Source organism: Clostridium sp. SHJSY1, assembly GCF_031626875.1.
In the GTDB taxonomy this organism is placed as follows: domain Bacteria; phylum Bacillota; class Clostridia; order Clostridiales; family Clostridiaceae; genus Clostridium.
On sequence record NZ_JANDMF010000063.1, the window covers coordinates 1 to 25,794 of the forward strand.

Genomic DNA, 25,794 nt, shown 5'->3' on the forward strand with positions numbered 1-25,794 from the left:
TAAGTATGGTAACATATTTAGCTGACTGATACTAATAGGTCGAGGGCTTGACCAATAATATAAAAGTACAAGAATACGACAGGAACTATGTGCAATTTTCAAAGAATAAATTCTTTGAAAAAAGTATTGACAAAGTGGATTTAACCAATTATAATTACTTATGTAATAAATCTGGTGATAATGGCGTAGAGGAAACACTCCTTTCCATTCCGAACAGGAAAGTTAAGCTCTACAGCGCTAATGGTACTGCATGGGAGACTGTGTGGGAGAGTAAGACGTTGCCAGGTCAATCGGATCTTTAGCTCAGTTGGTTAGAGCAACCGGCTCATAACCGGTAGGTCCGGGGTTCGAGTCCCTGAAGGTCCACCATTTTGGGGGTATAGCTCAGTTGGGAGAGCACCTGCCTTGCACGCAGGGGGTCAAGAGTTCGAATCTCTTTATCTCCACCAATAAAAAAGAAGTTATGAAAAATATTCATAACTTCTTTTTTGTTGTTTTAAAATTGATAATAGATGATCATAATGATATTATTAATTAGAGACAATTAATTATAAGGAGAGTTGTTATGGCTATGTATAGAGTTAAGCAATTCATATGGGCAATTACATCTAGATTTAAACCAATAGATGAAAATATTATTAAAAAATATTTAAGTCAAGAAGAAGAAAATATATTTAATAAATTAAGTAAGTCAGAACAGCATCATTCTATAAGAGTTTGTAAAGATGCATTACATAAAGGTAATGGGGAATATATAGATATGAAGAAGTTAGCTAAAATAGCTTTACTACATGATGTTGGAAAGGCATTAGGAAATTTAAATGTAATTGATAAATCAGTAATAGTTATTCTTGATAAGATAACAAAAGGAAGCTTAAGGAAGTATGATTTCAATAGAAAAGTAGATACATATTATAATCATCCTAAAAAGTCAGCTGATTTATTAAATAGCATAAATGAGTATGATGATGAATTTATAGAAGCTATAAAAAAACATCACTTTAGGGATATAGGATCTAACATATATTTGAAAATAGTAAAAGAATGTGATGATAACAATTAGTCAATAAGGAAGGGTAATTAGTTATGAATTCAAGTGAAAGAAGAGAACATATACTAAAAGATTTAATTGAAAGTATCAAACCAATGAAAGGTACAGAGTTAGCTATTAAATACAATGTTACTAGGCAGATTATAGTTAAAGATATAGCTATATTAAGAGCTAAGGGAAGTAAAATAATAGCAACACCAGAGGGATATATAATAGGAAAAGAAGATAATAGAATAAAAGAAATAATAGCAGTTACACATAATGAAAATAAACTTGATGAAGAGCTTAATATTATTATAAAATATGGTGGTATTATTGAAGATGTTATAGTTGAACATCCGCTATATGGAGAGATAAAAGGAATGCTAATGATTAAAAATTTAAATGATTTAAATAAATTTTTAATAAAGTACAAGAATAATGAAGCAAAATTATTATCATTGTTAACAGATGGAATTCATATTCACACTATATCAGCTGATACAGAAGAAAATATGAATAGAATATTAATTGAATTAAAAGAAAAAGGATTTATTATAGAATAAGACATATTGTTTATTATGGAGGTATACTGTGGATTATGATGTATTAATTTTAGGTGGAGGAATAATAGGCTGCTCTGTTGCCTATGAAATGTCAAAATACAATTTGAATATAGCGCTTATAGAAAAGGATTATGATATAGCAGATGATATATCATTTGTAAATACATCAGTAGTATATGATGGCTCAGAAACTTCAGATGCTGTAATGGCATCATTAGAGAATATAGGTAGCAGGCTTATAGAAAAAGCATGTTCAAAGTTTAAAGTTCCATATAAGAGAATAGGTGCATTGAGGGTAGCAGATAATATTGAATCTATAGAAAGATTAGAAAAGATGTATGAAAGGGCAAAGGAAAGAAAAATAGATAATGTCTTACTAATAAATAGAGAGGATGCTTTAGAAATAGAAAAAAATTTAAAAATAGATGTGGAGAAAGCATTGTATTCAAAAAATGTAGCTATTACAGCACCATATGATTTAGCTATAGCTTATGCTGAAGTTGCTGCTGAAAATGGTGTTAATTTTAGATTTGAGGAAGAAGTTATTGAAATAAGTAATATAAATAAGGGATTTAAAGTTACAACAAATAAGAATAAATTTACTTGTAAGGTCGTTATTGATACTATTGCAAATGAAATGTATATTGGTGAAAATTATGTTAAGAAGAGTTATCTAGTAGAAGATAATGAAGATTCAAAAAATATGAGTTATTATTTAATGGATGACAATATGGATAAGCAATTGGATAAAATAATTATAAAGGATTTAGATGAAAAAACTTTTGTACTTAACATACCCAACTTGTCTGGTGGTTATATAATAGGAATTAAAAATCCAAGAGCAGTTAATATAGATGATGGAATTGATTATGCAAATATGTTAATTCCAGGAATTAACAAAAGTAATGTAAGTAATATATTTAGTGATTTATATAAGAAAGATTCTATGAATATAGATGATAAATATTTAGAATTTGGATATATAAGAGTAACAGGAACTCATTATGGTAAAATAACACTATCGCCTGCAATAGCACAAAGTATAAGTATATCTATAGCATCTAATTTAAAAGCTAGTGAGAAAAAAGATTTTGTAGATAAGAGAAGAGAAATTTATAGATTTAGAGATATGAATAATCAAGAAAGAAATGAATTAATAGCTTTAGATAGTAGGTATGGAAATATAGTATGTGTATGTAATGAAATAACTGAAGGTGAGATAATTGATTCAATAAGGAGACCATTGGGAGCTAGAACAGTTCAAGGGGTTAAAAGAAGAACTGGAGCAGCACTAGGAAATTGTCATGGGTCTTATTGTGTGAGAAAAATAATTAATGTATTAGCTAGAGAATTGGATATGAGAGCAACAGATATAGTTGAAGATTCAGAGGATTCATCAGTGTGGGTCAGTAGGATAAAAGAATTTGATGAAGTATAAATAAGCATTTTAAGGGGGAGTATATATTGAAGGATGTATTTACTAGTTTAGTTAGGGTAAAAGGAGATAACAAATACAGAGTTGTATCAATAAAAAGTAATCAAGAAGTTGATAAAAAATTATTTGTAGAATTTTCCAAAGTGTTGGGAAGAATATATGTAGGTAGCCCAATAAATATAGGAGATATCATATGTAGTAATATACTTAATACAGGTGTTGATATAATATGTACACGAAGAATTAAAAGAGAATAAAATAATTTGGTAAAATATTGACAAGAAACAGAGTATTGGTATATATTTATTATAATAATATAATAAACCTTTGAAAAGGCTAGTAATAATAATGCAATTTTAAGAGAGTTAGTGGTTGCTGTGAACTAATAATTTGTTATTATGAATCCACCTTGGAGGGTCTGTGATGAGCAGAACGGGAAATCGTTAAATTAATTAAGTGGATAGGATATATTATCCTATCAATTAGGGTGGCAACGCGGAGTCTTTCGTCCCTTTGAAGGGAAATAAGACTCTTTTTTTGTATTTATTTTTGATAATTTAAGGAGGAAAAAGAATGTTAGATTTAAAAAGAATTAGAACTAATCCAGAAGAAATTAAAAAAGCATTATTAAATAGAGGAGAAGATTTTGATTCTTCAGTAATAGATGAAATAGTTTCTTTAGATGAAGAAAGAAGAAAGATATTAGTGGAAGTTGAAAACTTGAAGGGAAAAAGAAATCAAGTTTCAGCTGAAATACCTAAAAGAAAAAAAGCTGGAGAAGATGTTACCTCAATAATGGAAGAAATGAGAATGTTAGGAGATGAAATTAAAGCTTTTGATACCAGAATAACAGAAGTTGATGAAAAAATTAAATATATAATGTTAAGAATACCTAATATACCAAATCCACAAGTTCCAGAAGGTGAAACTGATGAAGATAATGTTGAAATAAAAACTTGGGGAGAAATATCTAAGTTCGATTTTGAACCAAAAGCACACTGGGACCTAGGAACAGATTTAGGACTTTTAGATTTTGAAAGAGGAGGGAAAGTCGCTGGTTCAAGGTTTACAATATATAAAGGGCTTGGGGCTAGACTTGAAAGGTCTATAATTAGCTATTTTCTAGATAAACATACAATGGAAAATGGATATACAGAAGTATTACCTCCATATATGGTGAATAGGGAGAGTATGACAGGAACAGGACAATTGCCAAAATTTGAGGAAGATGCATTTAAAGTTGAGAATAACGGATATTTTTTAATTCCTACAGCAGAAGTTCCTGTTACTAATATGTATAGAAATGAAGTTTTGGCAGGTGATGATCTTCCGATTAAGCATGCAGCTTATTCTGCTTGTTTTAGAGCAGAAGCAGGATCTGCTGGTAGAGATACTAGAGGATTAATAAGACAACATCAATTTAATAAAGTAGAATTAGTTAAATTTTGCAAGCCAGAAAATAGCTATGATGAGCTTAATAAACTTGTAGAAGATGCAGAATCTGTTCTTCAAGGTTTAGGTTTACCATATAGAATAGTTAGGATATGTAAAGGGGACTTGGGTTTCACAGCTGCATTAAAATATGATATAGAAGTTTGGATGCCTAGCTATAATAGATATGTTGAAATTTCAAGCTGCTCTAACTTTGAAGATTTCCAAGCTAGAAGAGCTAATATTAAGTATAAAGAAACTCCAAAAGATAAACCTCAATTTATTCATACATTAAATGGATCTGGTGTTGCTATTGGAAGAACTGTTGCAGCTATATTAGAAAATTATCAACAAGCTGATGGAAGTGTTGTAGTTCCAGAAGAATTAAAGTCATATTTAAGATGTAATGTAATAAAATAGTAATGTTTCAAAAGCCAGTTTTTATAAAAATAATAAGAACTGGCTTTTTTTATTCTATTGAAATAGAAAGATAAATGTGTTAAATTCTATTGTGGGTGGTATTTTTATAGAAAGCTACACCAGATAATGATTTTTTATTTTTAGACAGCTCATATCCATATAGGAATGGGACTAATAAGTGTCACACTCTAATTTTGGAGGTGATAACATAAAGATAGGTTTTATAGGAGCAGGAAAAGTAGGATTTTGCTTAGGAAAGTATTTTAGTGAAAATAACTTAAATGTTATTGGATACTATAGTAAAAAATTTTTGTCTGCAAAAGAAGCAGCAATGTTTACAGATTCTATGTACTTTGAAAACATAGAAGAATTAATTAAAGAATGTGATGCTATTTTCATTACAACTCCAGATGGAGTTATAAAAGAAATATGGAATAGTATAAATAAGTTGTCGATTAAAAATAAAATTATTTGCCACTGTAGTGGTTCATTATCTTCAGAAGTATTTTCTAATATTGAAAGTCATAACGCATTTGGCTATTCAATCCATCCAATGTTTGCAATCAGTGATAAGTATAATTCTCATAAAAATTTAAAGAAAGCATTTATAACAATTGAAGGACATAACAAACATATTGATTTTTTTAAAGATATGTTTCAGAAACTTGGAAATAAAACAAAAATCATTACAATAAAAGACAAAGCAAAATATCATACAGCATCAGTTGTTGTTAGTAATCATGTTATAGCACTTGTAGATGAAGCAATTTGTCTATTACATGAATATGGATTTAATGAAAAAGAAGCAATTGAAGCATTAACTCCATTAATTAACAATAATATTGCTAATATAGGGGTTAAAGGTATAATTCAGAGTTTGACAGGTCCTGTTGAAAGAAATGATTCAGAAACTATTGAAAAGCATCTTAATTGTTTAAATAAAGATGACAGAGAGTTATATAAATTATTATCTAAAAAACTACTAAAGATAGCAAAAATAAAAAATAAAGATAAGTGTTATGAAAATATAGAAAATATGATTGGAGAATAGATTATGAAAAATACTAGTGTAACATTTAAAGAGGCTAAACAAAAAAATGAAAAAATAACTATGCTTACAGCTTATGATTATTCAACAGCTAAAATAATTGATGAGTCAGGAATCAATGGAATATTAGTTGGAGATTCACTAGGAATGGTTTGCTTGGGATATGAAGATACTCTATCTGTAACAATGGAAGATATGATACATCATTCAAGGGCTGTTGCTAGAGGCGCAAAGAACTCATTAGTAGTTACAGATATGCCTTTTATGTCTTATCAAGCTTCAATTTATGATGCAGTTGTAAATGCAGGTAGATTGATGAAGGAAGGACGAGCTCAAGCTGTAAAGATTGAAGGTGGAAAAGAGATTGAAGATAGCATTAGAGCCATAGTAAATGCATCAATCCCTGTTATGGGACACATAGGACTTACTCCACAATCTGTAAATGCTTTTGGAGGATTTAAAGTTCAAGGAAAGAGTGAAGAAGCAGCTAAGAAGCTTTTAGAAGATGCAAAGGCTGTAGAAGCAGCAGGAGCATTTGCAGTAGTACTAGAATGTGTTCCAGCAAAATTATCTAAATTTATTTCTAGTCAACTTTCTATACCAACTATAGGAATAGGTGCTGGAGTTCATTGTGATGGACAAATATTAGTTTATCAAGATATGTTAGGATTGTTTTCTGATTTTACACCAAAGTTTGTTAAAAAATTCTCAAATGTAGGTGATGTAATGAGAGATGCTTTTAAAAGTTACATTCAAGAAGTTCAGGATGGAGTTTTTCCAGCAGAAAATCATAGTTTTAAAATAAATGAAGATGTAATAGATAAATTATATTAGGGGGTGGGAAGTATGAAAGTAGTAAGTAGTATTAAAGAAGTTAGGGATGTTGTAAAGGAATGGAGAAAAGAAGGTTTAACAATTGGATTTGTACCAACAATGGGATACTTACATGAAGGTCATAAAAGCCTTATTGATAATGCTGTAAAGGAAAATGATAGAGTTATAGTAAGTATCTTTGTAAATCCTACTCAATTTGGACCTAATGAGGATTTAGAGAGTTATCCTAGGGATTTAGAAAGGGATAGTATGTTATGTTCAGATTCAGGTGTAAGCATTGTTTTCACCCCTGAAAAAGAGGAAATGTATCCAGAAGGGTTTTCAACATCAGTTAATATGACAGGTCTTACAGAGAATTTATGTGGAAAAAGTAGACCAGTACACTTTGGTGGGGTTTGTACAGTTGTAAGTAAATTATTTAATATTGTGACTCCTGATAAAGCATATTTTGGGCAAAAAGATGCTCAACAATTAGCAATTATAAAAAGAATGGTAAATGATTTAAATTTAGATGTTGAAGTTATTGGTTGTACAATAATAAGAGAAGATGATGGATTAGCTAAAAGTTCTAGAAATACTTATTTAAGTGAAGAAGAGAGAAAAGCAGCTGTAATATTAAATAAGTCACTAAAACTAGGATTAGAGACCATAGTTGGAGGAGAAAGAAATAGTAAAAATGTTATAGATCTAATAAAGAAAAACTTAAATAGTGAAGAGTTAGCCAAAATAGATTATGTTCAAATAGTTGACTTATTATCAATAAAGGATGTAGAAACTATAGAAAAATCAGTATTAGTAGCTATAGCTGTATATATTGGAAAAACTAGATTAATAGATAATTTTATTTATGAAATATAGCGGAGGTTATAGGAATGAATGTAACAATGTTAAAAGGAAAGATACACAGAGTAAAGGTAGTACAAGCTGAATTAGATTATGTAGGAAGTATTACAGTAGATATGGATTTATTAGATGCAGCAGGAATCTTAGAATATGAAAAAGTTCAAATAGTTGATATAGATAATGGACAAAGATTTGAGACATATACTATTGCTGGAGAAAGAGGTAGTGGGTTAATTTGTTTAAATGGAGCTGCAGCAAGATGTGTTCAAGTTGGAGATAAAATAATAATAATGGCTTATTGTGAAATAGATAATGAAGAAGCAAAAAATCATAAGCCACATGTTGTATTTGTTGACAATGAAAATAGGATAGATAAGATATCGAGGTATGAAAAGCATGGAAGACTAGAAGAAAACTAGTATCTTAAAATGGGCTTTTAAGTAAGTTTATTATATAATAATATTAACATAAAAAGCCCATTTAAAAATTTTTTTGGATAAAAATGTTGACAAATAGTATAAGGTGTTAGTATAATATCAGAGTAAGTTATGGAGAGATGGTCGAGTTGGTTTAAGGCACCGGTCTTGAAAACCGGCGTACCTTCACGGGTACCCAGGGTTCGAATCCCTGTCTCTCCGCCAAAAGAAACCTCAACATTAAATGTTGAGGTTTTTATTTATATTATTTAAAAATTTTGCAACAGAATCATCTAAATTACTTTTTATTACTGATGTAGAAATTTCTTTAAGTTCATCAACAGCATTGATAACAGCATAGCATTCATCTGAAATCTTGAACATCGGAATATCATTTAAGTTATCACCAAATGTTATAAGTTTATCAAAGTGAAAATAATTTTTTAAATAATTTATAGCGTTAGCTTTTGATGCAGATTCATGATATATTTCTAAGTTTACTATTTCTTTATTATAAGTATCTCTATATTTAACAATTGATAAACCAGGTATATCTTTTATTTTATAGTATAGAGAATTAATTTTATCTTCATAGTCCATAATAGTAAAGTAGAGTACTTTTAAGTCTATAGGAAGAGACTTTTCCAAAAATGTTTTATATATAGTATTTTTTCTTTCTTCATAGAATTTTATTTGATGCGGATGAGTTAATTTCTTATGATAAACAAACAAATGATTGTCCATTATTGAATATATAAAAGCACTTAAATTTTCTTTGGCAATAATATTTTGTAACTTGTGAACTAATGCTTGTTCAATTGTTAAATAATAAAAATATCTATTATCTTTGATATTATAAATAGCAGATCCATTCATGGTTATTATAGGAAGTGTAATATTTATATCTTTTAAAATATCAATTACGGTAGCAGGAGTACGTGCTGTAGCTATTGTGAAATTAATACCATTTTTTATAGCTTTATTTAATAGTATTTTGCTGTTATTAGAAATTAATGCATTAGAGTTAAGTAGAGTCCCATCTAAATCTGAAATATATAAATTCATGATTACCTCCTTTAAGTATTTATAATTTATTATATAATAATGATTTATAAGAGTTAAGAAAATTTTTCTAAAAAAATATTAGAAAATGTGTTGACATAGGTCTAAAATGTTGTTATACTAGCAAAGTAAGTTATGGAGAGATGGTCGAGTTGGTTTAAGGCACCGGTCTTGAAAACCGGCGTACCTTCACGGGTACCCAGGGTTCGAATCCCTGTCTCTCCGCCATACTTATTTGGAGAATTACTCAAGTGGCTCAAGAGGCTCCCCTGCTAAGGGAGTAGGCCGGGAAACTGGTGCGAGGGTTCGAATCCCTTGTTCTCCGCCAAAAAGCATCTATATTAAATAGATGCTTTTTATTTTTATATATGTATTATAAAATAGAAAAGTAGTAAAATAGAAGTATGTTTAGTTTAGAGTCCATAAATAGGACTCTTTTCTTTTTAAGAAATTATAAATTTTAGGAGTTAATGCTATGGGAATAAGGTTTATTTATGGAAGAGCAGGATGTGGAAAGAGTTACTTTTGCTTAGAGCAAATTAAAAAGAAAATAGAGAATACAGAAGAAAATAAATTAATATATATAGTTCCTGAACAATACACATTCCAAAGAGAAACATTACTTATTAGAAATGTTGGGGAAAAAGCTTTGCTTAGAACAGAAGTTTTAAGTTTTAAAAGAATGGCACAAAGAGTGTTTGAGCAATGTGGTGGTAGAGTTAATGATAGGATGAAGGATTCTGGAAGAAGTATGCTTATTCATAAAATTCTTCATCAAGTAGATGAAGAATTGCTATATTTTAATAGAATATCTAAGGAGCAAGGTTTTACAGATATAATATCAGAAACTATAACTGAATTTAAAAAATATAATATTACTCCAGAAGCAATTAGAGATAAACTGAAAAGTATTGAAGATAAAGAGCTACATGATAAGCTAGAAGACTTATCAGTAATTTATGATAGATTCAATATGAATATAGCTGAGAATTTAATAGATGGAGATGATGAGTTAACAATATTAGCAGAGAAGCTTATGTCTTACAATATATATGAGGGTGCAGAAATTTGGATAGATGAATTTACTACGTTTACTCCTCAACAGATGGAAGTAATAAGAGGTTTGGCTAGTCAATGTAAAGTTGTTAATATAACTCTATGCATGGATGAGTTAAATAAAGGTAATGATAGTGAAGTTACAGATATTTTTAATGTTACTAAATCTACTGAGCTGCGATTATTAGATATGATGAGAGAAAATAATATAAGTTATCTAGAACCAATTAATCTTAATGAAGAAGAACCATATAGATTTAAGAATAGCAGAGAACTTAGCCATTTAGAAAGGTACTTCTTTACATATCCATTTAAGGGATATGAAACCTATATAAATGATGTAAGGTTATATAAGGCTAATAATTCATATGATGAAATTGAGACTGTTTCAAAAGAGATAATAAGGTTAGTTAGAGATGAAAATTATAGATATAGAGATATTTCTTTAGTTTGTAGAAATATAGATGAATATGAGAAAATTACCACAGTTATATTTAATGAATATGAGATTCCATATTTCTTAGATAAAAAGATAGATATTTTAGATAATCCAATGGTTGTTGTAATACTATCAGCATTTGATATATATATTAGAAATTGGTCTTATGAAAGTGTATTTAAGTATTTAAAGAGTGGATTAATAGGAATAGATAGAGAAGAAATAGATATATTAGAAAATTATGTTCTAGCAAATGGAATAAAGGGATTTAAGTGGACTTCTAGGCTAAACTTTGATGAAGAATCAGAGGAAAATGAAATAATTAAGATTATGGAAAAGGTTAGAGAACCACTTATAAAGTTTCATCAAGCTATTGAAAAAGGCAAAAATGTAAGAGTGATTTGTAAAGCATTATATGAGTTTTTAGTAGATTTAGATATTATCAATAGAATAGAATCATGGATAGAGGAATTTGATAAAAATGGAATAAATAGCAAGGTGAAGGAATATGAACAAGTTTCTGAGATTGTTTTAGATATTTTAAATCAAGCTGTAGAAGTTATGGGGCAAGAAAGATTGAGTATAGAAGAATTCTATAAGATAATAAATTCTGGATTTGCAAGTAAAGAGATAGGGGTTATACCAGTAGCTTTAGATCAAGTAAATATTGGAGATATAGCTAGAATTAAAGGCAGAGAAGTAAAAGCATTATTTATAGTTGGTGTAAATGATGGAGTTTTACCTTCTGCTAATAAAGAAGAAGGAATATTGTCAGATAGGGATAGAGATGTATTAAAAGAAGTTGGGATAGAGTTATCATCAACAACCAAATCAAAGGTGTTTGAAGAGCAATTTATGGTTTATACTGCATTAACATTAGCTAGTAATTACTTAATGATTAGCTATCCAATGGCTGATTTTGAAGGAAAATCTCTAAGATCATCAATAATAATTCCTAGAATAAAGAAAATTTTTTCAAAGTTAATAGAAGAAAGTGATTTGTATAACTTAAGAGATAGAAAAGATAAATATGCTAATATTGTTTCTCCTATTCCAACTTTTAATAAACTTATATTAGCTTTAAGAAGAAACTATGAAATGGAAGAGGTTGAAGAGTATTGGGGGCAAGTATATGCTTGGTATAAAAATAGAGAAGAATTTAAAAATAGGTCAGGAAATATACTTGAAGGTTTAGATTATAGTAATGCAGCAGAAATTATGTCCAAAAGTAAAATGAAAGACTTATATAGTACAGACGGTGGAAGGTTATTATTTAGTGTTTCAAGACTTGAAAAATATGCAGAATGTCCTTTTTCCTATTTTGTGCAATATGGACTCAAAGCAAGGGATAGAAAAGTTTATGAGTTTTCAGCTCCTGATTTAGGGTCATTTATGCATGATATATTAGATGAATTTACAAAAAGAGTGAAAAAGGAAAAGATAGCATGGTCAGAATTAAATGCAGATAGATGTAGAATTATAGTTGGAGAGCTTATTCAAACAAAGTTAAAGGAAGATAGTAACTCAATACTTAATAGTAGTAAGAGATATAGGTACTTTACAGATAGATTTAAGAGAGTTATCACAAAGTCAGTATCAGTAATAGCAGAACAAATGAGAAGAGGACAATTTGAGATTTTTAGTAATGAATTTGTTTTTGGAAGTTTTAATGATGGTGCTCCAATTAAAATAAGTTTACCTTCAGGGGAAGATGTATTTCTAACTGGTAGAGTAGATAGAATAGATACTCTAGATATGAATGGGAATACTTATGTTAAGATAATAGATTATAAATCTGGAGCTAAGAAGTTTGATTTGAATGAATTATATTATGGATTACAAATTCAACTTTTAGTATATTTAGATGCTATTATTAGAAATTCTGAACATATACTCAATAAGCAGGCTATGCCAGGAGCTATATTATATTTTAGGATAGATGATCCTATAATAAAGAGTAAAAGTGAGTTAGAAGAAAAAGAAATAAGAGAACAGGTACTTCAAAAGCTTAAGATGAATGGATTACTATTAAAAGATGTTGAATTAGTTAGGGCAATGGATAATGATATGGAGACATATTCTTTAGTTATTCCTGCCACATTAAAAAAGGATGGGGAGTTCTCTTCTAATAGTTCAGTTATTACAGAAGAACAGTTCAATATTCTAAGAGATTATGTGAATGAAAAAATGATAGATTTATGTGAAGATATGTTAAGTGGGATAATAAAGATAGAACCATGTAAGAATTTAACAACTGCATATTGTGATTATTGTGATTATTCATCTATATGTCAGTTTGATACAAGTATAAAAGATAATAAATATAAATTAGTACTTAAAAAGAGTGATAATGATATTTGGAAAATGATAAAAGATACAGTGGAAGGAGGATATGATAATGGGGGAAACTAAATGGACTAATGAACAATTAGAAGCAATTGAGACTAGAAAATGTAATTTGTTAATAGCTGCAGCTGCTGGGTCAGGGAAAACAGCTGTTTTAGTTGAAAGAATAATACGTATTATTACTAATGAAGAAAATCCAGTAGATATAGATAGATTGTTAGTTGTTACCTTTACTAGTGCAGCAGCCTCTGAGATGAGGGAGAGAATAGCAAGTGCTATAACTAAGGCTTTAGAAAAAGATCCAAACTCTAGTAATCTTCAAAAACAATTAACTTTATTGAGTAGATCAAATATAATGACAATGCATTCATTTTGTCTAGATGTTATAAAAAATAATTTTCATGTAATAAATCTTGATCCTGGATTTAGAATATTAGATGAAACTGAAGGTGTTTTACTAAAGGGGGAAGTAATTGATGATTTATTTGAAGATAAGTATGAAGAGGAAGATAATGAATTTTTAAAGATAGTTGAAGCATATAGTGGTTCAAGAGATGATAGAAAAATTAAAGATATAATATTAGATTTGTATAGATTTTCAATGAGTGGGCCTTGGCCAGAAGATTGGCTTAGGGAAAAAGCTGAAAATTTTAATATTAAAAATAAAGAAGAACTTTCAAAAAGCAAGTGGGTTCAGGTACTTAAAGAAAATCTCGAAGTTGAAATAAATGGATTGATAAGTATGATATATAAAGCTATAGATATATGCTACAACACATTAGGATTAGAACCATATTTAGAGAACTTAGAATTAGATAAAGTTGCATTAGAAGAAGTTTTTGAATCTTTAGATAAAGATCTAGACGATATTCATAATAAATTGTTTAACATAAGTTTTTCTAAGCTTAAAACTATTAAAAAAGGGATTGTTGAAGATGAGAGTATAAAAGAAACAATTAAAACAATTAGAAATGATGTAAAGAAGAAAATTGGAAAGATAAAAGAAGATATATTTTCTACTAGTCCTGATGAAATGTTAAAAATTATACAAAGATCATATCCTTATATGAAAGAACTTACAAGTCTTGTAATTGAATTTCAAGATAGGTTTTCACAAGCTAAGAAAGATAAAGGGGCACTGGACTTTAATGACTTGGAACACTTATGCTTAAAAATATTAATAAATGAAGAGGTTAATGTTAAAGAGAATTTTAAAGATTATTTTGATGAAATATTAGTAGATGAATATCAAGATTCAAACAGTGTTCAAGAGGCAATTATTGATTTAGTTTCTAGAAAAAATAGTGATGATCCTAATGTGTTTATGGTTGGGGATGTTAAGCAAAGTATTTATAGATTTAGGCAAGCAAAGCCAGAATTATTTTTAGAAAAATACAGTAGCTATTCTAAAAATGAAGGAAAGAACAGAAAAATACAACTATATAAAAATTTTAGAAGTAGATTTGAAGTAATTAATGGAGTTAATTTTATATTTAAAGAATTAATGTCCAAAGTTGTTGGAGAATTAGATTATACAGATGAAGAATCATTAAATTTAGGAGCTGATTATAAGCTATTGGAAGGACCAGGAATTAGTGGAGGAGATGTTGAACTTCATGTTTTAGATAAATCTTCTTATAATATTGAAAGGGGTCAAGAAGAAGAGTCTATTCAAGAAGAGGAAGAAGATGTTGGGGCAATTAATTTGGAGGCTAGAATTATAGCTAAAAGAATAAAAGAGTTATTATCTAGAAGAGGTGAAGAGAAATTTAAAGTACTAGATAAAGAAATAGGAGAATACAGGCCAGCTACGTATAAAGATATAGTTATTCTATTGAGAGCAACCAAGAATTGGTCAGATGTATTCTTAGATGAGCTTGGAGCACAAGGAATTCCAGTATATTCAGATACTGGTGCTGGATATTTTGAGTCAATAGAAATAAGAACTATTATGTCACTCTTAAAAGTTATTGATAATCCAATGCAAGATGTCCCACTAATAGCATTATTAAGATCACCAATATTAGATTTTTCAGTAGAAGAATTAGCAAATATAAGATTAATTAATAAAGAAAGTTATTTTTATGAGAATATAAAATTAATATGTGCAGATGAATATGAAGAAGATATTACATTAAAACATAAGTGCTTAAATTTCCTTAAGAAGTTAAATGAATGGAGAGATAAGTCTGTATATATGCCTATAGATGAACTTATATGGCATTTATATATGGATACTGCTTATTATGGATATGTAGGAGCTATGCCTAATGGGGTATTAAGGCAAGCAAATTTAAGAATACTATTTCAAAGAGCTGAAGTGTATGAAAAAACAAGTTTTAAAGGATTATTTAACTTTATAAACTTCATAAATAGGTTGAGGAAATCTTCAGGAGATATGGGGAGTGCAAAGGTCTTAGGTGAAAATGAAGATGTGGTTAGAATTATGAGTATTCATAAGAGTAAGGGATTAGAATTTCCTATAGTATTTTTAGCTGGGTCTGGAAAACAGTTTAATCTAATGGATTTAAATAAAAATATATTATATCATGAAGAACTTGGCTTAGGACCAGAATTTATTGACTTAGAAAAAAGGGTAAGCTATAGTACTTTGCCTAAAGAGTCAATAAAGCAAAGAATTAGGCGTGAGACTTTATCAGAAGAAATGAGAATACTATATGTGGCGTTTACAAGGGCTAAGGAAAAACTTATAATTACAGGTTCAACTTCAGGTTTAGAGAAATGGGCAAAGAAGTGTTGTAATGCAGCAAATTTGGATAGAGATGTTATACAATCTTCTGAAGTTCTTAAAGGAAAGTCATATTTAGATTGGATTGGAATGGCAGTGGCTAAACATAAGGATGGAGAAGCTATTAGAGATATTTCTGGAGTTACAGATATATCTGTTAAAGAAGATTTATCATCTTGGAATGTTAAGTTTTGGAGTAAATCAGAGCTAATTAATGAAAATACAATAGAAATTATAGATCAAACAAGGAAAGATAGTCTATTCATTAACTCAATGTGCAAAGAAATAGATATAGAAATTGAAAGAAGACTAGGCTTCAGATATAGGTTTAAAGAAGCTACAAATATTAGAAGTAACTTTTCTGTATCAGATTTAAAGAAGAAAAATTATGAGGAGCTAGATACAAATGAGGGAGCTGAACTCTATAAAAGTAAGATAGATATAACACCTAAGTTTCTTAAAGAGGAAAAAGGTATTACATCTGCTGAAAGAGGAACAGCAATTCATTTTGTTATGCAAAAAATTGATTTTAATAGAGTAAATACAATCGATGAGGTAAAAGAACAATTAAATGAATTAGTTAAGAATAATCTTTTAAGTGATACTGAATATAAAGCAATTAATTATAGAAAGATTTATAACTTTTTTAAAAGTGGTTTAGGAAAAAGATTAATGAAAGCTTTTAAAAGTGGAAGTAAGGTGTATAAAGAATTACCTTTTTATACTGAAATAAGCCCACTAAAAGTAAATGGTGAATTATCAGACAATATTAAAGATGAAAAGGTAAGGCTTCAAGGAGTCATAGATTGTTTCTTTTATGAAGGAAATAGTATAATTTTATTAGATTATAAGACTGATTATGTTATGGATGGAAATGAAGAAGAAATGATAAAAAAATATTTTATACAAATCCAATATTATAAAGATGCTTTAGAAAGAATAACGGGTAAGAATGTTTCAGAATCATATCTGTATTTGTTTTATTTAGATAAAGAAATAAGGATTTAAAAAAATAATGCATAATAGATATTTAAACTCTAGTATGCATTATTTTTATTTCCCAAGAAATAATCACTTATTATTGAACTATTACTTTGCTTCCTCTTGGAATGTTATCATATATCCACTTTGAATCAGATTCACCAAGTCTAACACAACCATGAGAAGCAGGTTTTCCAAGTGTGAAATCCACTATTTTACTCTTGTCTTCATTATAAGGCAATGAGTGGAAAAGATAATTTCCGTAAAACTGAACCCAGTACTTTCCGCCTTGTTTGTAACTATTAGAGAAGAACCAAGCACCTTTTTCTTTTATTGTATAAGTTCCTTTAGGGGTTTCTTCTCCATTGGTTCCTGTAGAGCAAGAAAATGATTTTATTAAATTCCAAGAATTTTTTTTCCCTTTGTAAATATTAGTTTTTTGATTATTCAAATCAACTTGAACTAAATAAGAAGTAGTACTATCTAGTGAAAGTTGATTTATATTAGACATGGTTATGTTAGTTGGTTTAGCAGTTGTTGCTTGAGTTGTAGCATCATTAGAAATTGAACATGCTTGATAAGTTTTTAGTTCTTCAATTTTAGATACAATAGATTCATCATCGCCAACTATACTACTTACACTATCCAATAAAGATAAGGCTTTATCATAATTTTTAGAATTAGCTAAGTTAGTAGATTTTAATATTGTATCAGAAATTATTTGATCCTTACATTTTCTAATATATTCTACAGCACTAGCATAATTTTCATCAGTGTATTTTATATTGGAAAAAACATTATACGCATAAATATATTTTCCTGAATCAAAAAAGTTAACTCCAGCATTATATGTGTTACTGCAATTATTTATAATACCCTCTGAGTTATTTACAGGGATATCATATCTGCTTATTTCTTGAATTAAATCCAATCCAGATTGCTCATTTATATTTCCAGATTCAATTTCATTAGAAATTGTATTTAATTTACCCTCAAAGTATTTTTCTAAATCTTTTTGTAGGTAAAGAGATTTAAAAGGATTTAAAGTTTCTTTAGTAAGCAGTATGTTATTTGCATTGGAAAAATCATTTTCTTCAAAATTAGATGAAAACTCTGTAATTAGAGATTTATATTTTTTATATTCAAAAATAGTGGTTGTAGTCAATATGATTATAAGTAAAGTAAATAGTATTTTTAATTTTGGAATATTATGCTTATTGGCACTTTTTGCCCAATAAAAGTTATTTTTCTTCATCTAATTATCACCTCCTAACAATGCAATATACATATAATATTGACATAATTTTTACAGATTAAACAATTATTCAATAATTAGTGTTGTAATAATTAACAGAGTATGGTTAAAATTATAATATAAATGTTCATAATAATATGATGTATTATAAATTAATTGAAATAGGAGTAAGATATGGCTAAAGGAACTAATGTAATAACTAAGTTTACCAATTCAATATATAATGTGAAAGAATTTCCTAAATATATAAAAGAAGGTGTAGGAAAAGCTATTTTATATGCTTTTATATTAAGTATTTTTGTTGGTGGATTAAAAGGAATTGTTAATGTAGTAAGTTTTAATAAATCAAGTAATAGAGCTATTGAAATAATGAATGATGATAAATATAAATTTTCTATTGCTGATGGGAAATTAAATATAGAAAACTCTCCATTAAAAATTGAAGAAAACAATATGTTAATATATATGGATAAAGATATTAATATAAATGAAGAGGATAAGATAAGAGCGTTGACAGTTCATGTTGATTCATATGTTTTAATATTAAAGGATGGAATAATATTTGATTCAAATATAAATCAAAGTTCCGAAATTAGTAAAGTTAAGGCTACTTATAATGAACTAAATATAGTTGATGGAGTGAATAATAAAACATTAATTGAAATGATAAGAGGCTTCAAGATTCCAATCATAATATTGATATTTATCATTTATATAATACAAGAATTTATATTCTATTTATTTATAGCTTTAATGATAGCAATTTTTTCATTATTACCAAGTAGGATATTTGCTTTAGATATGAATTTAAGAAATTTATTTCCATTAGTTATATATGCTGCAACACTTCCTAATATATTGGTATTAATATTAACAATTTTGATTCCTAGTGTTTCTTTTGATACAGCTGGAATGATTGGAACAATGTTATATACTTATATAATATTAAATGATATAAGAAAAGAAGGTCAAAATGGAGGAAATATATAAAAAGTGGCTATGCCACTTTTTATTATATTGTAGTATTTAAATGATTAGGAGGAGTAACAATGAAAATATTTCATACTGGTGATTGGCATATAGGAAAAATAGTAAATGAATTTTCTATGATAGAGGATCAAAGATATGTTTTGAATAAATTAATAGAATTAATAGAGGTAGAAAAACCTGATGTATTAATTATTGCAGGAGATATATATGATAGGTCTATTCCTCCTGTTGAAGCAGTAGAGTTATTAAATGAAACTATTAAAAAAATTTTAATAGATAATGGAGTGAAAATAATAGCAATATCAGGAAATCATGATAGTGGTGAAAGATTAAATTTTGGAAGCAATATATTGGAGAAAGAAGGTTTATTTATATCAGGGATACTTGAAGATGATATAAAAAATGTAAAATTTAATGATAATGGACAAGAGGTTAACTTCTATTTAATACCATATGCCGATCCTGCAGTTGTTAGAAAAAAATATAATAATTTAAATATAAAAAATCATAATGATGCTATGAATGCTATTATTTCTACAATTGAAGCTGAGATAAATAATGATGCTGTTAACATAATTGTTGCTCATGGATATGTTACAGCTAAAAGAACAGAGGCAATGGAGGATGAAGAAGAAGATAAATATAAAGTTGCAGAGATACAAACATCAGATTCTGAAAGACCTCTATCAATTGGAGGGACGGATTTAATTGATGGAGAAATCTTTAAAAATTTTGATTATGTAGCTTTAGGTCATTTACATGGAAGACAAAAGGTTGGCAATGACTTTATCAGATATTCAGGATCATTACTTAAATATTCTTTTTCAGAAGTAAGTCATAAAAAGGGAGTAACCATAATTGAAATATATGAAAATAAAGAAATAAATATTAGACTATTAGAAATAAATCCATTAAGAGATATGAGAATAATAAAAGGTTTTATAGAACAATTAATATGTGCAGCTAAAGAGGAAGAGAATGATAGGGAAGATTATATTCAAGCTATATTAACTGATGAGGGAGAATTGTTAGATCCTATAGGAAAACTTAGGTCTGTTTATCCAAATATAATGTTACTTAGAAGAGAGGAAAAAAAGAATTTAATAGAAAGTAATACAGCTGCATCAGAAGGGTATAGAAATAAATCAGAGTTAGATTTATTTAAAGAATATTATAACAATCTTGGCAGTGGAGAGTTTACAATAGAAAAGGAAAACATAATAGAAGATATTATAAAAGAAATTCTAAGAAAGGTAGAAGATTAATATGAGACCATTAAAGTTAGTTATATCTGCATTTGGACCTTATGCTAAGGAAGAAGTCATAGACTTTGAGTTGTTAAATGGGAAAAATATTTTTTTAATTACTGGAGCTACAGGTGCTGGAAAAACCACTATATTTGATGCTATAAGTTATGCTTTGTTTGGAGAAGCTAGTGGAAGTACTAGAGATAATGATTCTTTAAGAAGCGATTTTGCTGCAAATAATAGATTGACATTTGTAGAATTAGATTTTGAATTAAGAGGTCAAAAATATCATATTAAGAGAATTCCACAACAAATAAAACCTAAAATTAAGGGAGAAGGATTTACAACACAAGGGTCAGAAGCTGAATTAATATTGCCAGATGGAAAAGTTAGAACAGGAGCTAATAATGTTAGTAATAAAGTAAATGAACTATTAGGTATCAATAAAGAACAATTTAAACAGATAGTTATGTTACCACAAGGAGAATTTAAAAAGCTTCTTTTAGCAGATTCAAAAGAGAGAGAAGTAATATTTAGGAAAATTTTTAACACATATATTTATGAAGGAATACAAGCTCTTTTAGCAGAAAAATCAAAAGCTATTTACAAAGAATTGGATAGTTCAAAAGAAAAAGTTAAAGTTTTAGCAAAAAATATAAAAGGTGATAAAAATATCATCGTAGATGGATATGTGGAATTTGATACTATAATACAAAATCTTGAAGAAGTTGTTAAAGAGAGTAAAGAAAAAGGTAAAGAAGTTCAGAAAAATTTATCTAGAATTAGAGAAGAGATTGAAAAATCAAATAATGAAAAAATTAATGGACAAAATGCCAATAAGTTAATAGAAGAAAAGAAGCATGTTAAAGTTGTTTTAGAGGATATGATTAATAAAAAAAATTTAATAAAACAGAAAGAAGAAGTTTTAAATAAAATAGATAGGGCAAGAGAGCTTATATTTATAGAAGAGGATTTAGTAAAACAAAAAAATAATAAAAGTTTAAAAGACAATGAAATTGTTAAATGTAAAAAAAGAACAGAAGATATAGAAGAAAAATTAATCAAGGCTAAAAAATCTCTAAAGGATGAAGAAGGCAAGGAATGGGAAAGAGCAAAATTATCAGAGCAAATTAGTCTGTTAAAAGATAAAAAGCCTAAAATAATTGAATTTGATAATAAGATTAAGAGTATTAATGATTTGAATATAGAATTGAAAAATATTATAAAATTATCTAATAAAGAAAAGGAATTAACAGAAGAACTTAAGTTAGAAAAAAGAGATAAAGAAAACTTAATTAATGAGATTTCTGAATTTGAAAAGAAGAAGATAATTTTAGAAAAGGAAATAGAAGATAATAATAAGCAAATTAGTGAAGTAAGGGAATTATATAAAGGAATTTCTAAATTAAAAGAAATAAATAAAATGTATGATGAACAAAAGGAAAATTTTAAGCATAAAGAAAGGATATATCTTAAGAATAAAAGTGAATTTGAAGAAAAAGAAGAATTATATATGAAGGAACAAGCTGGAATATTAGCTATGAAACTTAATAAAGGAGAACCTTGCCCTGTTTGTGGATCTTTAAATCATCCAAGTCCAGCTAAGAGACAAAGCTATATACCAACTAAAGAGGAACTAAGTGCTAGCAAAGAATTATTTGAATTACATCAAAAGCAATATAATGAGATTTTACTTGAGTTAACTAAAATAAAGTCAGCTTCAGATAATTTATTAAATGAAGTAATTACTAAAAAGCTAGAGAGTTTAGCTAATATTATAGAATGTAGTGTAATTTTTGATGAATATACTGAGGAAAAGGTATTAGCTTCAGGGAAAAAAATAGGAAATATAATTAATAAGATTAAAGAAGAATTGAAATTTGTTAGGGAAGAAATATCTAAAAAAGATCAACTAAATTCAAGACTAATTAAAATAGATCAAGAATTAAAGGAGAAAGAAGGAGTATTAGAGAGGAATAATAATAGGTATACAATTGTTTTTGCGAATATAAAGGGAGAAGAAGAGAGTTTAAAGGCTCTAGAAAAAGATGTACCAATAGATATAAGATCAACTAAAGAATTAGATAATAGAGTAAAGATATTTGGAGATAAGCTAAATGAGAAGAATAAATTATTAGAGGTAGCATTAGAAATTGTAAATAAGTACAATAATGAATTGACTGCAGAAGAAACAAAGTCAAAAGAAATAGAAAAAACAATAAAAGAATTAGAAGAAGAAATAAAATTAAAAAGAAGTTTATTGAATGAAAAAATTAATACTTATGGGTTTAAAAATTATAAAGAATATGAAGAAATTAAAAATATGATAAGTGAAAGTGAGTCTATAAAAAATGAAGTTAATAGGTTTAATGAAGAGTTTAAATCTATTAGTGATAGAAATTTGGAATTAGAGGAAAAGACAAGAGGAATTGAATTAGCTAATGTAGAAAAGATAGAAGAAGAAATTAAGACATTTAAATTAAAAGAAGATTTAATTTATAAAGAAGAAAAGGAAATTTACTCAATTGTAACAAATAACTCAAATATATTAAGAGAAATAAAGGATATTAGAGAGCAATTTAAAGATAAAGAAGCAAAATATAAAGTGATAGGTGAATTAGCGGCTTTGGCTAATGGCAAAAAAAGTCCATATGTTACATTTGAAAGATTTGTATTAGCTTCATATTTTCAAGAAATAATAAATTCGGCAAATCTAAGACTGGGAAAGATGACGGGAGAGAGATTTATATTAAAAAGGAAAGAGGATAAGGGAAAAGGAAGTTATCAACAAGGATTAGAACTTGAGGTTTATGATAATTATACTGGAAAGTGTAGACATGTAAAAACTTTATCAGGAGGAGAAAGCTTTAAAGCTTCATTATCATTAGCTTTAGGATTATCAGATGTAGTTCAAATAAATGCTGGAGGAATATCGTTGGATACTATTTTTATAGATGAAGGATTTGGAACTTTAGATACTGAATCATTAGATAATGCTATAAATTCATTAATTGAGCTTCAGAGAGGAGGAAGATTGGTAGGAATAATTTCTCATGTTCCTGAGCTAAAAGAGAGGATAGAATCGAAATTAGAGATAGCTATATCAGCTGATGGTAGTAGTTCTAAGTTTATTATTAATTAAGACAAAAAATTTTTTTTCAACCCCAAAATAGTGATAAATTTATATCATAAACCAAAATTTTACAAAAGAGAAGGTTGTTTATATTAATAGAGTGTGCTATTATATAAATATGAGTTAGAAAAAAATGGAATTTATAACATAAAGTGGTATAAGGGGAGATTAAAATGGAATTAAGTAATAGATTAGAAAAAAATAAAATTGAGAGTATGAGTAGATTTGAATTAATTCAATTAATAAATGAATTAAAGGAAACAAAAGATTTGCAAGAAAAATTTTTGTTAAACATTTCACATGATTTGAGAAATCCTTTAAACGTAATTTTGAGTGTTTTACAATGTTTAAAATATGATGACGAAAAAAGTGATAAAAAGTTGAGAGATAAGAGAAATGAATATAAGGATATAATAAGAAGAAATAGTTTAAAAATAGTAAAACTTATTGACAACTTAATAGATTCTTCAAAATTAGAAAAAAATTATTACAATTTAAAGAAATCTAATGTAGAGATAATTAGTATGATTGAAAGTACTGTAACTTCTACAGAAAAGTATGCTGAATCAAAAGGGATAAAGATTATTTTTGACACAAATGTAGAAGAACTTATTTGTGCTGTCGATCCAGAAGCAATAGATAGGATAGTAATGAATTTGTTATCAAATGCAATTAAGTTTTCTCCTAAGGATTCACAAATATTATTAACAGTAAATGCAGATGATAAAGATATTAAGATATCAGTAGAAGATGAGGGGGAAGGAATATCAGAAGAAGATCAAAAAGTAATATTTAATAGATTTGTTCAAGCATCTAAGAGAAAGAGTAATGAACATTCTGGAAGTGGTATAGGATTGGATTTAGTCAATTATTTATGTTTAGCACATGGAGGGTCAGTATCTCTTTATAGTGAAGAAAGTAGAGGTTCAAAATTTATTGTGAACATCCCTATTACAATATTAAAAGATAAAGAAATTAATTATGAAATAGGTGGAAGAAGCAAGGTTGAACAATTGGAAGTTGAATTTTCGGATATATATCTATAATATGGAATATATTAAATAAATAACTTGCTATATTCTCAATTTTATGATACTATAATTCTGTTATTTAATTAAGGGGTGTTAGTTAAACGGATATAACTTACCGCTACGGACGGTACATTATGGGTTCGATTCCTGTACGCCCTGCCAATATAAAAAACTTAACCAATAGGGTTAAGTTTTTTTTGTTATATAAATAATATTTGTTTACTTTTACTCTTAAATGGTTAAATTAATAAAGTAATAAAATTTAGAAGGATGTTATTTTATGATATTTAATACATTAGTATGTTTGTTTGATGAACATAATGAAGTAAATGTGCTATTAGCTGAGAAATTTAAAGTTAGAAATTTAGTTTTTATTTGTACAAAATATGATAATGAAATAATTAATGAATTAAAAAACACATATTCTAAAATTATTCCTAATTGTTTAATAAATTTTGAAGAAATAAAAATTGGGGATATTAATGGTGTATATAGTATAGTTGATAGATATAAAGATGCTTTAATTAATATGACAGGGGGAGATAGATTAATTGCCTTAATGTTGTTTAAAGTTGCATCAGAATTAGGAATAAGAAGTATTTATGTAGATTTAATAAATAAGCGAAGATACATACTTACAGATGATTTTAAAGCATGCCATGAAGAATTTAAGGATATGAAAATTAAAGATATTTTTGAACTTTCGGGAATTAACATAATTGATGAATCATCCTATTTGGTAGATATAAAAGAAATAATTGATATAACTAACATAATAAAAAGTAACATTAATATATGGCATAAATATAAACAACGATTATATGATAATAAAATTTTTATACATGATTACAAAGATAATTATAAAGTTATAGTAAATACAAATACATTAGAAAAAGAAGAAATTAGTTTATTAAATAATTCTTTAAAATATTTAAGTAATATTAAGGGTATAAACTATCAAAAGGATAAAGAAGAGATAACTGTTGATTTTAAAAATGATTATTTGAAAGGCTTTCTATTTAAGAGTGGAACATGGTTAGAAGTACTTACCCATTTGGTTATAAGAGAAATAAATGAGATTGATGAGGTAAAGAGTGGAGTAATATTTAGTTGGAGCAATAAAGCAAAGGAGGTAAGAAATGAAATAGATGTAATTGCTATTAAAGATTCAGTTCTTGTATGTATATCATGTAAAGATAGTGAAAAGTATGATGAAGATGCATTAAATGAGTTAGAAGTTTATAGTGAGAAGTTAGGTGGTGAAGATTCTATTAAAATATTAGTAGCCACAAAGAAACCAACTAAAATTACTGTTAGTAATAGGGCAAAAGAAATGGGAATAAATTTAATTATCCTAGATGAAAATATAGAAGCTTTTAAAAGTAAGATACAAGAAATAATTAATAAGACCAGCTAAGCAAAGTCAAGTGAAATATTAAAAAATATTTTTATTAAAATTTTGCATAGCAAACAGACCGTTTT

At 27.6% G+C, this 25,794-nt stretch carries 18 protein-coding genes, 6 tRNA genes, 1 rRNA gene and 1 other annotated feature; of the genes, 23 read left to right on the top strand and 2 right to left on the bottom strand.

Features of this window, described 5'->3' with window-relative positions; genetic code table 11:
- The first annotated feature begins 170 nt into the window (after nt 1–170).
- The 13 genes from rrf to NNC19_RS20880 all read left to right on the top strand — a co-directional run bounded on the left by rrf (nt 171) and on the right by NNC19_RS20880 (nt 8,248).
- Nucleotides 171–287, top strand: a 5S ribosomal RNA gene (gene rrf / locus NNC19_RS20820).
- A 5-nt stretch (nt 288–292) separates the two neighbouring features.
- A tRNA-Ile gene (locus NNC19_RS20825) sits at nt 293–369 on the top strand.
- A 4-nt stretch (nt 370–373) separates the two neighbouring features.
- Nucleotides 374–449, top strand: a tRNA-Ala gene (locus tag NNC19_RS20830).
- A 116-nt stretch (nt 450–565) separates the two neighbouring features.
- Nucleotides 566–1,063, top strand: coding sequence for an HD domain-containing protein (locus tag NNC19_RS20835; protein ID WP_310940626.1), 498 nt, complete (start codon nt 566–568; stop codon nt 1,061–1,063).
- A 23-nt stretch (nt 1,064–1,086) separates the two neighbouring features.
- Nucleotides 1,087–1,596 (top strand): transcription repressor NadR, encoded by a 510-nt coding sequence (locus NNC19_RS20840; RefSeq protein ID WP_310940627.1) that lies wholly within the window; start codon nt 1,087–1,089, stop codon nt 1,594–1,596.
- A 28-nt stretch (nt 1,597–1,624) separates the two neighbouring features.
- Nucleotides 1,625–3,034, top strand: coding sequence for an FAD-dependent oxidoreductase (locus tag NNC19_RS20845; RefSeq protein WP_310940628.1), 1,410 nt, complete (start codon nt 1,625–1,627; stop codon nt 3,032–3,034).
- A gap of 23 nt (nt 3,035–3,057) precedes the next feature.
- Complete coding sequence (locus tag NNC19_RS20850) at nt 3,058–3,288, top strand: DUF1667 domain-containing protein (protein WP_310940643.1); 231 nt, start codon at nt 3,058–3,060, stop codon at nt 3,286–3,288.
- 61 nt (nt 3,289–3,349) lie between these two features.
- Nucleotides 3,350–3,547: a binding site (T-box leader), on the top strand.
- Nucleotides 3,548–3,604: 57 nt separating this feature from the next.
- Nucleotides 3,605–4,882, top strand: a complete 1,278-nt coding sequence (gene serS, locus NNC19_RS20855) for a serine--tRNA ligase (RefSeq protein WP_310940629.1) — start codon at nt 3,605–3,607, stop codon at nt 4,880–4,882.
- 208 nt (nt 4,883–5,090) lie between these two features.
- Nucleotides 5,091–5,933, top strand: coding sequence for a Rossmann-like and DUF2520 domain-containing protein (locus tag NNC19_RS20860; protein ID WP_396136466.1), 843 nt, complete (start codon nt 5,091–5,093; stop codon nt 5,931–5,933).
- Between the two features lie 3 nt (nt 5,934–5,936).
- Nucleotides 5,937–6,764 carry a 3-methyl-2-oxobutanoate hydroxymethyltransferase gene (gene panB, locus NNC19_RS20865; RefSeq protein WP_310940631.1) on the top strand — a complete coding sequence of 276 codons (828 nt, stop codon included), beginning with the start codon at nt 5,937–5,939 and terminating at the stop codon, nt 6,762–6,764.
- 12 nt (nt 6,765–6,776) lie between these two features.
- Nucleotides 6,777–7,622 (top strand): pantoate--beta-alanine ligase, encoded by an 846-nt coding sequence (gene panC, locus NNC19_RS20870; protein WP_310940632.1) that lies wholly within the window; start codon nt 6,777–6,779, stop codon nt 7,620–7,622.
- Between the two features lie 14 nt (nt 7,623–7,636).
- Nucleotides 7,637–8,026: an aspartate 1-decarboxylase gene (panD, locus tag NNC19_RS20875; protein ID WP_310940633.1), complete on the top strand. Its 390-nt coding sequence runs from the start codon at nt 7,637–7,639 to the stop codon at nt 8,024–8,026.
- A gap of 131 nt (nt 8,027–8,157) precedes the next feature.
- Nucleotides 8,158–8,248, top strand: a tRNA-Ser gene (locus tag NNC19_RS20880).
- Between the two features lie 15 nt (nt 8,249–8,263).
- Here the strand turns inward: NNC19_RS20880 and NNC19_RS20885 are convergent.
- The gene (locus NNC19_RS20885) at nt 8,264–9,088 is read right to left on the bottom strand and encodes an HAD family hydrolase (RefSeq protein ID WP_310940634.1); all 825 of its coding nucleotides are present in this window, start codon (nt 9,086–9,088) and stop codon (nt 8,264–8,266) included.
- A 134-nt stretch (nt 9,089–9,222) separates the two neighbouring features.
- On the opposite strand from NNC19_RS20885, the gene NNC19_RS20890 reads away from it, so the two are divergent.
- The 4 genes from NNC19_RS20890 (at nt 9,223) to addA (ending at nt 16,683) form a co-directional block, all read left to right on the top strand.
- Nucleotides 9,223–9,313: transfer RNA gene (locus NNC19_RS20890), tRNA-Ser, on the top strand.
- 9 nt (nt 9,314–9,322) lie between these two features.
- A tRNA-Ser gene (locus tag NNC19_RS20895) sits at nt 9,323–9,413 on the top strand.
- Nucleotides 9,414–9,560: 147 nt separating this feature from the next.
- Complete coding sequence (gene addB / locus NNC19_RS20900) at nt 9,561–12,992, top strand: helicase-exonuclease AddAB subunit AddB (protein ID WP_310940635.1); 3,432 nt, start codon at nt 9,561–9,563, stop codon at nt 12,990–12,992.
- On the top strand, nt 12,979–16,683 hold the full coding sequence (addA, locus tag NNC19_RS20905) for a helicase-exonuclease AddAB subunit AddA (protein WP_310940636.1): 3,705 nt from the start codon (nt 12,979–12,981) through the stop codon (nt 16,681–16,683). The genes addB and addA overlap by 14 nt, the downstream gene beginning before the upstream one ends.
- Nucleotides 16,684–16,753: 70 nt before the next feature.
- Here the strand turns inward: addA and NNC19_RS20910 are convergent, their stop codons facing one another.
- Entirely contained in the window at nt 16,754–17,911 is a 1,158-nt protein-coding gene (locus NNC19_RS20910) for a L,D-transpeptidase (RefSeq protein ID WP_310940637.1), read from the bottom strand.
- A gap of 174 nt (nt 17,912–18,085) precedes the next feature.
- On the opposite strand from NNC19_RS20910, the gene NNC19_RS20915 reads away from it, so the two are divergent.
- The 6 genes from NNC19_RS20915 (at nt 18,086) to NNC19_RS20940 (ending at nt 25,729) form a co-directional block, all read left to right on the top strand.
- Nucleotides 18,086–18,901 carry a DUF1189 family protein gene (locus NNC19_RS20915; protein ID WP_310940638.1) on the top strand — a complete coding sequence of 272 codons (816 nt, stop codon included), beginning with the start codon at nt 18,086–18,088 and terminating at the stop codon, nt 18,899–18,901.
- Between the two features lie 59 nt (nt 18,902–18,960).
- The gene (locus tag NNC19_RS20920; RefSeq protein WP_310940639.1) at nt 18,961–20,166 is read left to right on the top strand and encodes an exonuclease SbcCD subunit D; all 1,206 of its coding nucleotides are present in this window, start codon (nt 18,961–18,963) and stop codon (nt 20,164–20,166) included.
- 1 nt (nt 20,167) lies between these two features.
- Complete coding sequence (locus NNC19_RS20925) at nt 20,168–23,290, top strand: AAA family ATPase (protein WP_310940640.1); 3,123 nt, start codon at nt 20,168–20,170, stop codon at nt 23,288–23,290.
- A 164-nt stretch (nt 23,291–23,454) separates the two neighbouring features.
- The gene (locus NNC19_RS20930; protein ID WP_310940641.1) at nt 23,455–24,327 is read left to right on the top strand and encodes a HAMP domain-containing sensor histidine kinase; all 873 of its coding nucleotides are present in this window, start codon (nt 23,455–23,457) and stop codon (nt 24,325–24,327) included.
- Nucleotides 24,328–24,399: 72 nt separating this feature from the next.
- Nucleotides 24,400–24,474: transfer RNA gene (locus NNC19_RS20935), tRNA-Arg, on the top strand.
- 118 nt (nt 24,475–24,592) lie between these two features.
- Nucleotides 24,593–25,729, top strand: coding sequence for a Card1-like endonuclease domain-containing protein (locus NNC19_RS20940; RefSeq protein WP_310940642.1), 1,137 nt, complete (start codon nt 24,593–24,595; stop codon nt 25,727–25,729).
- Nucleotides 25,730–25,794: the final 65 nt, after the last annotated feature.